This window comes from Pseudaquabacterium rugosum (genome assembly GCF_038066575.1).
GTDB lineage: Bacteria > Pseudomonadota > Gammaproteobacteria > Burkholderiales > Burkholderiaceae_C > Pseudaquabacterium > Pseudaquabacterium rugosum.
Window position 1 is genome coordinate 277122 of record NZ_JBBUTF010000005.1, and the last position, 13277, is coordinate 290398.

Consider the following 13277-nt stretch of genomic DNA (forward strand, 5'->3'; position numbering starts at 1 on the left):
GCGCATGACACAGCCGATGGCACAGGACGATCTGGTCGTGTGGCGGCCCGAAGGGCTGTACTGCCCGGCCGGCGACTTCCACATCGACCCCTGGCGCCCGGTCGACCGGGCCGTGCTGACCCATGCCCACGCCGACCACGCGCGGGCTGGCCACCGCCACGTGCTGGCCAGTGCACCGAGCGAGCACGTGCTGCGGGCGCGGCTGGGTGCGCAGCTGCCGCTGCAGACGCTGGCCTATGGCGAGGTGGTCGAGCACCGTGGCGTGCGACTGAGCCTGCATCCGGCGGGCCATGTTCTCGGCTCGGCCCAGGTGCGGCTGGAGGCGGGCGGGCAGGTCTGGGTCGCCTCCGGCGACTACCTGCTGAGCGCCCACGACGAGGCCCAGCCGACCTGCGCGCCGTTCGAGCCCGTGCGCTGTGACGTCTTCATCACCGAATCGACCTTCGGCCTGCCGGTCTACCGCTGGGCACCGCAGGCCGAGACGGCCGCACAGATCCATGCCTGGTGGGCGGCCAATGCCGTGCAGGGCCGGCCCAGCCTGCTGCTGGGCTACAGCTTCGGCAAGGCGCAGCGCCTGCTGGCCGCACTGGATCCGGCCATCGGTCCGATCCGCGTGCATGAGGCCGTGGCGACGATGAACGCCGCCTGCCGCGCCGGCGGCATGGTGCTGCCCGAGGCGCCGGTGCTGCCCGCGCGCCCCGACCGTCGGGCGCTGGCGGGGGCCCTGTTGCTGGCGCCACCGGCCCTGCAGGACAGCGCCTGGTCGCGTCGGCTCGGGGATCCGGCGGTGGCCTTCGCCTCGGGCTGGATGGCGGTGCGCGGCCAGCGCCGGCGACGCGGGGTGGACCGCGGCTTCGTGCTCAGCGACCATGCCGACTGGCCGGGCCTGCAGCGCGCCATCCGCGCCACCGGTGCGTCGCGCGTCATCGTCACCCACGGCTACGAGGCCGAGCTGGTGCGCTGGCTGCAGTCGCAGGGCCTGCAGGCCGCCAGCTTCGGCGCCGTGGGCTGGAGCGAGGACGCGCAGGACGACGCGCTGGCCGTACCGGCGGTCGCGGCCGCTGCGCACACCCTCCTGCCGCCGACCGCCTGATGCGCCGCTTCGCCGCCCTCCATGCCGAGCTCGATGCCCGCCCCGGCACCGAGGACAAGCTCATCGCCTTGCAGGCCTATCTGGCCGACACCCCGCCCGCCGATGCGGCCTGGGCCGTCTGGCTGCTGGCCGGCGGGCGCCAGCCGCGGGCGGTCGGCACGCGCGTGCTGCGCGCCGCCGCCGCCGAGGCCGCCGCGATCCCCGACTGGTTGTTCGAGGCCAGCTACGAGGCCGTCGGTGATCTGGCCGAAACGGTGGCGCTGCTGCTGCCCGATCCGGCCCCCGCCGCGATCGAGGATCTGCCGCTGGCCGAATGGATGGGCCGGCGTCTGCCGCAGCTGCGCGCGGCCTCGCCGGCCGAGCGCCACGTGCGGCTGCTGCAGTGGTGGCGCACGCTGCCGCGCGAGGGCCGCTTCGTGCTGATCAAGCTGATCGGCGGCGGCTTTCGCGTCGGGGTCAGCCGCCTGCTCGTGCAGCGGGCGCTGGCCCGGCACGCGGGGCTGGACCCGGCCTGGATCGCCCAGCGCATGGTCGGCTGGACCGATGCCCGCCACCCGCCCGATGCGGCTGCGCTGCGGCGACTGCTGGCGCCGCCCGAGGCGGGCGAGTCCGGGCGCGGTACGCCGCAGGCCGACGGATCGGCCGATCTGCGGCCCTGGCCGTTCTTCCTCGCGGCGCCCTTGCAGCTGCCCGACGAGACGCCGCCGCCGGCCACCGCGGCCGACGGGCGCGCCGCCGAGCCCGCGGATGCCCTCGCCGCGACCGCGCGCATCGAGGCGCTGGCGCAGCGGCTGGGCCCGCTCATCCACTGGCTGGTCGAATGGAAGTACGACGGCATCCGTGCCCAGCTGGTGCGGCGCGGCGGGCTGAGCGCCCTGTGGTCGCGCGGCGAGGAACTGGTCAGCGACGCCTTTCCGGACGTGCTCGACTGGGCGCGCGCCCTGCCACCGGATCTCGTGCTGGATGGTGAGCTGCTGGTCTGGCCGGCCGGGCAGCCTCACCCATCGTCGTTCCAGTGCCTGCAGCGGCGGCTCCAGCGTCAGCATCCGGGCGCCCGCCTGCTGGCCGAGGCCCCGGTCTGCTTCGTCGCCTACGACCTGCTGGAGGAGGGGGGCGCCGATCGCCGAGGCTGGCCGCTGGCGCAGCGTCGGGCCCGGTTGGAGGCCGTGCTGGCCCCGGTGCCTCCGGCCGGCCGACGCGAGCCGGACCTGGTCGATCTGGCCTGGGCTGCTGATGCCGATGCCGGAGTCGGGGCCGGTGCCGATGCGCTGATCGCGGCCGTCGGGGCGCCGCTGTGCTCGCCGCGCCTGCCCGTGGCCGATGCCGCCGCGCTGTGCGACTGGCGGGCCCGTGCGCCGGCCCACGGTGTCGAGGGACTGATGCTCAAGCCGCTGGATGCGCCCTATGGCAGCGGCCGGCTGCTCGGCCCCGGGGCCTGGCTGAAGTGGAAGGTGCAAGCGATGAGCTTCGACCTGGTGCTGGTCCATGCCCAGGCCGGGCACGGCCGGCGCGCGGGCTTGCACACCGACTGCACATTCGCCTGCTGGAGCCGCCGCCCGCACGATGCGGCCGAGGCGCAGGCGGTGCTCCAGGCCATCGCCGAGCGCCGACCGCCCCCGAGTGATCCCGAGGCGCTGCGACTGCTGCCCTGCACCAAGGCCTATTCGGGCCTCGACGACGCGACCTTCCGCCGGCTCGATGCCGAGATCCGGCGTCAGACCCTGGAGCGCCACGGCCCGGTGCGCAGCCTGCGGCCGACGCTGATGCTGGAGCTGGCCTGCGAGGGCGTGCAGCGCAGCAGCCGGCACCGCAGCGGCATCGCACTGCGCTTTCCGCGCATGTTGCGCATCCGCGACGACAAGCCGCTGCACGACGCCACGACCCTGGACGAGCTCCAGTCCGTCGCCGATCGCCGGCCCGCGGGCGTGACCCGGTCTTGATGAGGATTAGGGGGCGTCCGCCCACTGTCTGTGCTGTGCAAGCGGGTACGCGCTGACGTATCCTGCGGTCAAGGGGTGGACGCAGTCCGCGCCGATCGTGTGGTGTGTTTTCCGGTTTCCGGTACTACAGTCCCACGTTTTCGCGCCTGTCGCAGCGAGTGTGAATTCCTTACACTCAAGTCTGGCGCGCGCACACCCAGCCCGGGCATCAACCGGCAACCACGTGAAACAGAGCACGATCTTCGCGGCGTCGGTGCTGTGGCGTCGCAAGCCGGCATCGATGCTGGTGACCGACCCGGAAATCGAACTGCTGCCCGATGGGCAGCCCGGGCCGCGCCGCTTCAAGATCAAGACCGTCGACAGCGATGACCGCCGACGTCTGGTCGATCAGCTCTTGTCCACCCGCTACGGCTGGCGCGGCTACAAGGAAGTGCAGCTGCCGACCGACCGCTCGGTCTTCAAGTTCTCGCTCGCCGCGGTCGAGGACGAGGTCACGATCGGCAGCATCACCGTCTCCTTCGACGGTGGCCCCGAGGGGCTGACCGCCGACCAGACCTTCCGCGACAAGGTCGACGAGTTGCGCAGCCAGGGGCGTCGTGTCTGCGAGTTCGTCCGTCTGGCCGTCGATCCGACCGTCGGCACCAAGCGCGTGCTGGCCGCGCTGTTCCACATCGCCTACATCGTGGCCCACCGGGTACGGCGCTACGACATGCTGTTGATCGAGGTCAACCCGCGCCATGTCGCCTACTACCGCCGCATGCTGGGCTTCAAGGTCGTCGCGCCCGAGCGGCCCAATGCCTCGGTCAATGCGCCGGCCGTGCTGCTGGGTGTCGATTTCGAGTACGTGAAGGCGCAGATCGGCGAGTTCGCCGGTCAGCCCGAGCGGATGTCGGTCGAGCGTTCGCTCTATCCGGCCTCGTTCTCGTTGCACGAGGAAGCGGCCATCATCGCCCGCATGCTCGAAAAGCAGGACATGCTCGACCGCAAGCGTGCGGCCGGTGGTGCCGGGCCTGGTCCGGGCCAGCGCCCGCCGACCCCGCCCTCGGACTTCTACCCGTCCGACATCCTCTCCTGAGCACGCTGCCCGCCGAGGCGGGGGCAGGGCCCGGGCGCATGCAATCGGGCCGGTGGGCCCCGTGACGGGGCCATGATGTGCGGTGTGGCGCCCCCGGCAGGAATCGAACCTGCATCTGAGACTTAGGAGGTCCCCGTTCTATCCATTGAACTACGGCGGCACACGGGCAGCCGTGGATTGTGGCATGAGCCCGGGGCTCTCCTCTACCAGCGCCAGGTCCAGATCGCGTCCAGCGCGTTCTCCTCGCCGCTGCTGGCGCGCAACGTGAAACGCTGGGCGACGCGGTAGATCAGCTGCCAGGTGCCGGTGGTGGCGTTCACACTGCGTTCGTAGCCGAGGTACCAGCGTCGCGAGAGCTGGCGGCCCAGGCTGACCACGGTCTCGCGCACCGTGCCCTCGGTCTGGCGCAGCGAGAAGTCGGTGATGCCCAGCGCCCCCAGCAGCTCGTCGGTCGGCGCCTTGGCGCTGTCCTCGCCGGCCAGCAGGGCGAGTGCGGCCCGCTGCAGCAAGGCGGTGTCGGCCCGGCCCAGGCCCTCGGGCGCGCGGCCCAGCACCAGCCACGACAGCTTCTCGTACTCGGTCATCTCCGGCTCGCTGAACAGGCGCACGCGCGGGTTCTGCGCCAGGCCGCCGATGGCCACGCCGACGACCACGTCGAGGTTGGGCCGGGTGGCCTGGATGTCCAGCCGCGGGTTGTCCGTCGCGCCGGTGAAGGTGATGTCGCCGCGCTCCAGGTCCAGCTGCTGGCCGTAGGCGGCGTAGCGCCCGCCGTCGGCGCGCAGGGTCCCGGCCAGGGCCAGGCGGCCCTGCGGGTTGCTCACCTGCAGCACGCCCCGCAGCGTGGTGTCCACGCCGCGGCCGCGCAGCTGCAGCTGTTCGCCCAGATCGACCGCCAGCCGGATGCTGCTGTGGCGCAACAGGCCGCCGCTGGCGGCCGGTGCCGGCTCTTCATCGTCGAGCGTGCGGCCGGGCGTCTCGGGCCGGCGCACCCGCACGTCGGCGTCCAGGCTGGGCGCGCCTGACTGGCTGATGTCGATCAGCCCCTCGTCGACGACGATGTCGCCGGTGACGGTCAGCGCCTGGCGGTCGAGCACCGCGCTGGCCTCGCCGCTGGCGACGATGCGGCGGTCGATGCGGCCGAGGGCGCGGAAGCGCTCGGCCGCCAGCTTCAGCCGCAGCTGCGGTTGTTCACCGAAGCTGGCGTCGCCGCTCAGCCGCAGCCGGCCATCGCCGCCGCGGAAGCTGAAGTGGCCGATGCGGGCCTGTTCGCCGGTCAGCGTGGCCTCCAGATCACCGTCGGTCAGGTTGACGCCCTGCAGCACGTTGCGCACCGACAGCTGGCGTCCGCTCATCTCGCCGCGCACCTGGGGGGCGCCGTAGGTGCCGCCGAAGTAGGCGGTGGTCCTCAGTTGTCCGGCCAGGCGCCAGCCGGGCGGCGCCCAGGCGGACCAGACGCCGATGTGGTCGACCCAGGCCTGCAGCACGCCGTCCAGCGGGGCGTCGGCCGTCGGCCAGCGGCTGCCGGGTGCGCCGCGCAGCACCTGGGCGCCGGTGATGGTGCCCAGGTTGCGGCCGCTCAGACCCTGGGCGAAGGTCCAGGTGCCGCCCTCGGCGGCCAGGCGCAGGCGCAGTTCGTCCAGGCCCAGGCCCTGGGTGTTGCCCAGATCGTCGGTCAGCGTCAGGTCGCCGCCCAGGCGCTGCAGCGCGACCTCGACGCGCAGATCCTCGCCGCCCGCGTCGCGCACGTCGAAGCTGCCGCCCACGCGCAGGCTGCCGCCCCAGCCGGTCTGCGGCTGCAGCCGGGCCAGCCATTGCGAGACGTCGATCGTCTCCAGCGTGCCCTGCAGCTGCAGCAGGCCGGGGGCCGCCTGCCAGCGCGCCTGTTGCCAGGCCAGGGCGGTGGTCAACAGGCGCAGTCGGCCCGGCGCGAGCTCGGCGGCGGCCAGCGCACCGTCGGGCGTGAAGCGCAGCTGGCCGCTCAGACCCTGGGCGTCGGCCCAGGCGCGCACGCGCTGGCGGGCCTCATCGCGGGCGCCACCCTGCAGTTGCAGGTCCTGGACCTGCCAGCGACCGCCGCCGTCGCGCTCCGGGCTCCACTGGCCGCGGGCCTGCAGGCTCAGCCGCGTGCCCTGGCCGGGCGCGCCCAGCACGCTGCGGCTCCAGGCCGGTGGCTTGAGCGGGCTGTCGACGATCAGGCTCAGCCGGTGCTCGCGCAGACGGCCGCTGGCCTGTGCATCGAGGCGCTCGAAGGTCTGGCCCTGCAGCTGTACCGCGCTGGCCTGCAGCGTCAGCTCCAGCGGCGCGTCCAGGCTGTCGCCGGTGTGCCAGCGGCTCTGGGCCTGGCCGATCTGCAGCGCCGGGGACTGCAGATCGCGCAGCTGGAGTTCACCACCGGTGCGCAGCGCGGGCCAGCGGCCGGTCACCGACAGGCGGGCCTGGCCCGTGCCGGCCGTCGGCCACCACGGCAGCAGGCCGGGCGCCAGTTCACCGGCGAGCTCGCGCAGCGGGGCGAGTGCGGGCAGCGCGTCGAGATCGGCGCGCGCCTGCCAGCGGTCGTCTTCGGCCCGTGCCGCGTGGCGTCCGACGATCTCCAGCCGGTTGCCGGCGATGTGGGCGGTGGCCTCGACGTCGGCCGCCGTGCGGCCATGGTCGAGCGACGCCGAGAGGTCGAGCGGGACGCCCGCGAGCAGGCTGCGGTTCATCCGCAGCCGGGCCTGTCCGTGCAGGGCCTGCAGGGTGTGGGTCAAGGTGCGGGGTGAGGGGCTGTCGGCGGCCGTGGCCGTCGGCGGACGCCAGCGCAGATCGGCATCCAGCTGCGCGTTCAGCCGGTGCGGGCCGCGACGCCAGACCGTGCCCTGGCCGCCTTTCCACCAGGGCAGCGGGTCGAAGTCCTCCAGCGCCGCCTGGGTGCGCAGATCCCAGCCACCCGCCTCCCGGCGCAGCCGGCCTTGCAGCCGGGCGGACGCGTGACCGGCGCGGGCCAGGGCTTCACGCAGCTCCAGCTGGCGCGCGTCGGCCTCGGCCTGCAGGCGCAGTTGCACCGGCAAGCCGCTGCCGTCCAGCGCCCGGCCGTCGAGCGTGGCCTGCAGCTGCAGCCGCGGTGACGGGGCGGTGCCCGCCGGCTTGCCGGCCGCCGGTGTGCCCGGCAGCGTGACGCCGCTCAGGCGCAGCGTCAGCGGGCCGCTGATCTCGAGCGCGGCGGCGTCCTGGTGCAGCCGTGCCGGTTGCAGCTGCTGCAGGGCGATGTCCAGGGCCAGGCGATCGCCGAGCCAGCGGCCCTGGCCGCGCGCACGGCCGGCCGGCTGCCGGCCGTCATGCAGCTGGATGTCGAAGGCCTCGACCTCGAGCTGGTCGCGCTGGTCGGCACGGCCCTGCAGCACGATGCGGGCCTGGCGCAGAGGCAGCGCGCCCTGGTCGAGCCGGCCCGCTGCGGCGTTGTCCAGTGCCACACGCAGCTGCACCGGGACCTGCAGGCCGCGGCTGTCGACGCGGGCGTCGATGTCCAGCTGGGTGCGCGGCCAGCCGGCACGCAGCGCCGACAGGTCCAGCTGCCGGCTGTCCAGCCGCAGGGCCGCCAGGGGCCAGGCGGCCAGGGGCTCCAGCGTGGCTTCCGCCTGCAGGCCCAGTGCCGGCGCGTCCGCACGCAGGCCCGGCGGTCGCAGGTCCTGCAGGCGTGCGCGGGCCTGCAGGCGGGCCAGCGGGCCGTCGAGCGCCAGCGTCGCGTGCCAGTGCGGGCCGAGGTCCGGCCGCCGGGCGCTGGCGCCACTGCCCCCGCTCGTCGCCACGGCCGGGCCCGCCGCGGTGCCGGCTCCGTCCGGCGTGGCCGTGGTGGGGGCGGTGGCGGCGGTGGGTGCGGGCCGGAGCTGCAGCTGCAGGGCCAGCGGCAGGGGGGCGTCGGTCCCCAGCGTGCCATCGGCCTCCAGCACGAAGGCGTCGATGCGGGCCGTCAGGTGCGTGAGCCGGTGACGCTGGCCGGCCTGTTCGCCGATCGTCAGCGACAGCTTCAGGTCCTGCACCGGTGGCAGCGTGTCGATGTCCAGGCGGGCGATGTGCACCGGCAGCGCCTGGCCGCGCAGCGGCAGCCGCAGCGTTGGCGGCAGGCTCGGAGGCTGGCCGTCGCCGGGGCCGCTGCGCCAGGCCAGGCGGCCCAGCGTCAGACGGGTCCAGTGCAGCTGCAACCAGGCATCGGGGTCCGCGGCCGCGGTCGGCCGGGCCGCGCGCAGGCCGTCGAGGGCCAGTTGCTCGATCTCCAGCCGCGGGCCGTCGCCGGTCCGCTGCCACTGCAGCCGGGCGATGCGCAGCCGGCCTTCGCCCAGCGTGCCTTCGACGCCCTCGACCTGGACCCCGGGCAGCCGCTCCAGCAGCAGCGGCAGCGTCCGGGGCACGAACAGCAGCGCCCAGCCCGCGGCCACGGGCAGACCGACCAGCAGCGCCAGCCAGGCCAGCAGCGACAGCGCCCGCGGCCAGCGCCGGCTCCGGCCGCTTCCGGCCGTGGCGGCATGCGCGGCGGAAGACGGATCGGTGGCCGCCGGTGGGGCGCCTTCAGACAGGCCGGCGACGGCCTCGTCGGGCCGGGTTTCGGGGGCTGCGCCCTCGGGCGTGGGGGCGGACGGGTCGGGTACGGCAGGATTCACGCGGATGGACGGCGGTGGGCCGCGCGCTCAGTAGGTGATGCCCAGGGACAGGTGCAGGCGGGCGCGCCGGAGCTCCTCGGCATAGGCCCAGTCCACGCGCAGCGGGCCCAGCGGACTGCGCCAACGCACGCCCACGCCCCAGCCGACGGCCGGCGTGTAGCGGCTCCAGCTGTCGACGGCGCGACCGGCATCGACGAACACCGCGCCCCAGACCGAGGGCAGGCGGGCCGACACCGGCCGCGCCAGCTCCAGGCTGGCCGTCAGCAGCTGCATGCCGCTGTGGATCGTGCCGTCGCTGTCGGTCGGTGCCAGCTCGCGGTAGCCGTAGCCGCGGACCGATTCGTCGCCGCCGGCGCGAAAGCCCAGCGCATCGGGCACCACCACGTCGCCGCGCTTGATCACCTCGCCGGCCTCCAGCCGGGCCTGGCCGTACCAGCTGGCCCCCAGCGGCAGGTAGCCGATCGCCCGGGCATACAGGCGGGTGAAGGGGCCGTTGCCGCCGTCACGGCTGAAGGCCAGGCCGGCGCCGCCCTGCAGCGACAGCGCGATGCCGCGCGTGGGCAGCAGCACGCTGTCGAGCTCACGCCAGACCAGGTGGTAGTTGCCGCTGACGGCGGTCGCGGTCTCCACCGACAGCGCGTCGGATTGCCGCGAGCGCAGCCATTCGAGGAAGTACAACCGTTCCCAGCGCTGGGTGTCCTGGGTGCGGCCCAGCCGCAGGCGCTGCGACAGCACGACGTCGCTGTCCGAGCGCTCGCGGGCGATCTGCACGCCGATCAGCTCGCGGTAGAAGTCCTCGCCCGGATGGGTGTAGAAGTCGCCGCTCCAGGCTTGGCTGTCGACGCCCCACTGCAGCTTGTTGTAGGCGGTCACGGCCCAGCCGAACGGTCGGCGGTGGGTCAGCTCGGCCGAGGTGCGGGCACCACTGCCGCTGCTGTAGCCCAGGCCCAGCGTCAGCTGGCGCAGTGCCGATTCGCCGACGCTCACCAGCACCGGCGTGTCGTCGGCCCGTGCCGGATCCGGCTCGAAGCTGACGGTGGCGCGGTCGAACAGGCCGGCCTTCTGCAGCCGCTCCTGGTAGTCGAGCAGCCGGGCCTCGGTCAGCGCGGCGCCGGGGCCGAAGCCGGCGAGGTGGCGCACCGTCTCCTCGTCATGCGCCTGCAGGCCCTGGATGCGCAGCGCCCCGGCCAGGTACAGCGGGCCGCTGTCGAGGCGCACGCTCAGGCGGGCCTCGTGGGCGGTGGTGTCGACATCGGCCAGGCTGTCCTCGATGCGGGTCGAGGCATAGCCTTCCGCACGCAGACGGGCCAGCAGCAGCTGCTTGGCCGTCGCCCAGCGGGCGTTGACCAGCGGCTCGCCGATCAGCGCGCGGGCCTGGGCCTGCAGTGCGTCGCGCACGGCCAGGGCCTGTGGATCGCCGCGCGCGATGGCGCTGGCCAGCGCGCCGCTCCAGTCGAGATCGAACGCGGCGATGCGGGTGCGGGCACCGGGCTCGACCGTCACCCGCACCCGCGGCGGTACGCCGGTTTCCCGCCGGACCCGCACCTCGGCGTCGAAGTAGCCCTCGGTCTGCAGCAGCTCGCGGGCCTGGTCCGGTGCGGCGCCGATCAGGCGCGACCACTCGTTGTCGTCGGGCAGCTCGTCGGCACGCAGGCGCTGCAGCCGGGCCAGATCCAGATGACGGGCCAGCAGGGTGCGCGCGGCCTCGTCCGGCGCATCGACCACCAGCTCGACGGCGAGGGCCGCCGGGCCCTGCGATGCGTCCGACGCGGCGCTGTCCTGCGCGCCGGTGGCCGCCGTGGCCGCCGGACGCCCGGGCCAGGCGGCGCAGCCACCCAGGGCCAGGCTCAGGATCAGCGCCAGACCCGCGAGCGCCGGTGGCGTGGCCGGCCCGTCCGGCCGTCGGTGTGCGCAGGCAGCGTCCACGGTGCGGCTCACCGCCCCAGCAGCCGCATCGCCTGGTCCAGTCCGGACAGCGTCAGCGGCACCATGCGCTCGTGCACCATCTGGCGCACCAGCGTCACGCTCTGGCGGTAGGCCCACAGGGCCTGTGGCTCGGGATTGATCCACACGTGTCTCGGGAAGGTCTCGGTCAGTCGCTCGATCCAGCGCGCGCCGGGCTCGGGGTTGTGGTGTTCGACGCTGCCGCCGGGCTGCAGGATCTCGTACGGGCTCATCGTCGCATCGCCGACGAAGACCAGCCGCCAGTCGCGGTTGTAGCGGTGCAGCAGGTCGGCCGTCGGCGTGGTCTCGGTGCGCCGGCGCCGGTTGTCCTTCCAGACCCGCTCGTAGACGCAGTTGTGAAAGTAGAAGAATTCCAGGTGCTTGAACTCGCTGCGCGCGGCCGAGAACAGCTCCTGCACCCGCTGCACGTGGTCGTCCATCGTGCCGCCGACGTCCATCAGCAGCAGCACCTTGACCTGGTTGCGGCGCTCGGGCCGCAGCCGCAGGTCGAGCAGGCCGGCATTGGCCGCGGTGGCGTGCAAGGTGCCGTCGAGGTCGAGTTCGGTGGCCTCGCCCTGGCGGGCGAAGCGCCGCAGCCGCCGCAGCGCGACCTTGATCTGCCGCGTGTCGAGCTCGACGTCGTCGGCATAGTCCTGGAACGCGCGCTCGTCCCAGACCTTGACCGCGCTGCGTTTGCGGCCGGTGGGCTGGCCGATGCGGATGCCGCGCGGGTTCTCGCCGAAGGCGCCGAAGGGGCTGCTGCCGCCGGTGCCGATCCATTTGCTGCCGCCCTCGTGGCGCTCGCGCTGCTCGGCCAGGCGTTCGGCCAGCGTGCGCATCAGCGTGTCCCAGTCGAGGGCCTGCAGCTGCGCGCGTTCCTCGGCGCTGAGCAGGCGTTCCAGGCCGCGGCGCAGCCAGTCCTCGGGCAGGCCGGGCCGCGCCGGATCGGTGGCCGCCTGCACGCCGCGCCACCACTGTCCGAAGGCCTGGTCGTAGCGGTCGTACAGCGCCTCGTCCTTGACCAGGGCCAGCCGGCCCCACTGGTAGAAGCCGTCGACATCCAGCGGCACCACGCCCTGGCGCAGGCCGTCGAGCAGGGTCAGGTACTCGCGCACCGACACCGGCAGGCGGGCCTGGCGCAGCGTGAGAAGGAAGTCGATCAGCATGGGGCGTGCGGCTTCGGCGCGGATGCGCTCGATTCTCGCCCAACGGGCGTCTGCCGCAGGGTGCGGGCCGCGAGTCTGCCCGCGGACATCCTTGTCATCGGCCTTGATACAGTGTCAGCCGGGAGGATGAGCCAGCGCCCGGTGACGATGACGTCCCGGTCAGCCGGCCACGGACCATGCAATTTCTGACTCAATCGCCGAGCCTGCACAGCATCCAGCTGTTCTGGTCGGTCATCAGCCTGACGTTCCTGCTGTGCGGTGCGGGCTGGGCTGCGGTGGCCAGGCCATCGCAGCCGGACCGTGCCGCACTGAAACACTGGTCGCTGCTCTCCATCTGTCTGGCGGCCGGGTTCTTCACGCAGCTGTGGATCGGCTTCGCCGTGGCGTCGCCGGTCGAGGCCGCCATCCCGATCGCGTGCAACGTGTTCCTGATGTGCGGCATCTGCCAGCTGCGCTCCGGATTGATCCGGTTCGCGGGCCGGGTGCCGGAGCGCGGGTCGGTGCTGGTCCCCGTGGGCTTGACGCTGGCGGTCGGCGTGCTGGCGGAAAGCCTGTCCTCGGTCCGTCTGCGCATCGGTGCGAATTCCGTGCTGATGGCCGTCATGTTCATCCTGTGCTCGATCCAGGTCTGGCGTGTCGGCGGTGCGGGCGTCGGGCGCCGGGCCATCCGGGCCCTGGTGATCGCGCAGGTCCTGTTCGTGGCGACGCTGATCGGCCGGGTCGTGACGGTGGTGATGGCGCCGGCAGGGGCCGGCGTCGAGACACCGCCCCTGGCCTGGATGAACTTCGTCCTGGGCGGCGTGGTTCTGGTCGTCAATGTGATGCTGCAGATCGGGCTGGTCGGTCTGCTGGTCGGCCGCATGGCCGGTCGCCTGGAGCGGCAGGCCGAACAGGACAGCCTGACCGGCCTGCTGAACCGCCACGGTGCCCAGGCCCGTCTGGAGGCCTGGGCCGAGGCCTGCGCCGCCGCATCGCCAGGCGAGGCGCCGTTGGGGGCGATCCTGCTGATCGACCTCGATCACTTCAAGCGCATCAACGACAGCTTCGGCCATCGGGCCGGTGACGCCGCCTTGCGCCATGCCGCCGAGCGGCTGCGCGCGGTGCTGGATCCGTCCGTGATGCTGGCCCGTTGGGGCGGTGAGGAACTGCTGGCGCTGCTGCCGGCCCAGTCCGAGCCCCAGGCGCTGGGGCGGGCCGAGTCCTGCTGTGCCGCCCTGCGTGAGGCGCCGTTGCGGTGGAACGACCGCCCGGTGGCGCTGGCGGTCAGCATCGGCGTGGCGGAATGGAACCGTCGGCACGACGACCTGGCCCGCGTGCTCGAACGGGCCGACCAGGCCATGTATGCCGCCAAGCGCGCCGGTCGTGACCGGGCCTGTGCCGCCCGTCAGGTCCTGGCGGATCCGGTCGCGGCCTGAGCCCCTGCGG

The 13277-nt window shown here is 73.7% G+C and carries 7 protein-coding genes and 1 tRNA gene; 4 read left to right on the top strand and 4 right to left on the bottom strand.

What is annotated here, in order from left to right:
* Positions 1-4: 4 nt before the first annotated feature.
* The 3 genes from AACH11_RS07180 (at position 5) to AACH11_RS07190 (ending at position 4108) form a co-directional block, all read left to right on the top strand.
* Positions 5-1093 (top strand): ligase-associated DNA damage response exonuclease, encoded by a 1089-nt coding sequence (locus tag AACH11_RS07180; protein ID WP_341373513.1) that lies wholly within the window; start codon positions 5-7, stop codon positions 1091-1093.
* The gene (locus AACH11_RS07185; protein ID WP_341373514.1) at positions 1093-3033 is read left to right on the top strand and encodes an ATP-dependent DNA ligase; all 1941 of its coding nucleotides are present in this window, start codon (positions 1093-1095) and stop codon (positions 3031-3033) included. Before AACH11_RS07180 ends, AACH11_RS07185 begins: the two co-directional genes overlap by 1 nt.
* A gap of 223 nt (positions 3034-3256) precedes the next feature.
* A complete protein-coding gene (locus tag AACH11_RS07190) occupies positions 3257-4108 on the top strand; it encodes an N-acyl amino acid synthase FeeM domain-containing protein (protein WP_341373515.1) in 852 nt (283 codons plus the stop codon).
* A gap of 85 nt (positions 4109-4193) precedes the next feature.
* Here the strand turns inward: AACH11_RS07190 and AACH11_RS07195 are convergent.
* From AACH11_RS07195 to AACH11_RS07210, 4 genes are all read right to left on the bottom strand, one after another.
* Positions 4194-4268: transfer RNA gene (locus tag AACH11_RS07195), tRNA-Arg, on the bottom strand.
* A gap of 43 nt (positions 4269-4311) precedes the next feature.
* Positions 4312-8742 (bottom strand): translocation/assembly module TamB domain-containing protein, encoded by a 4431-nt coding sequence (locus AACH11_RS07200; protein WP_341373516.1) that lies wholly within the window; start codon positions 8740-8742, stop codon positions 4312-4314.
* Positions 8743-8769: 27 nt separating this feature from the next.
* A complete protein-coding gene (locus AACH11_RS07205) occupies positions 8770-10668 on the bottom strand; it encodes an autotransporter assembly complex protein TamA (RefSeq protein WP_341373517.1) in 1899 nt (632 codons plus the stop codon).
* Positions 10669-10676: 8 nt separating this feature from the next.
* On the bottom strand, positions 10677-11852 hold the full coding sequence (locus AACH11_RS07210) for a vWA domain-containing protein (RefSeq protein WP_341373518.1): 1176 nt from the start codon (positions 11850-11852) through the stop codon (positions 10677-10679).
* A gap of 176 nt (positions 11853-12028) precedes the next feature.
* On the opposite strand from AACH11_RS07210, the gene AACH11_RS07215 reads away from it, so the two are divergent.
* Positions 12029-13267, top strand: a complete 1239-nt coding sequence (locus AACH11_RS07215; RefSeq protein WP_341373519.1) for a GGDEF domain-containing protein — start codon at positions 12029-12031, stop codon at positions 13265-13267.
* The last annotated feature ends 10 nt before the right edge of the window (positions 13268-13277 follow it).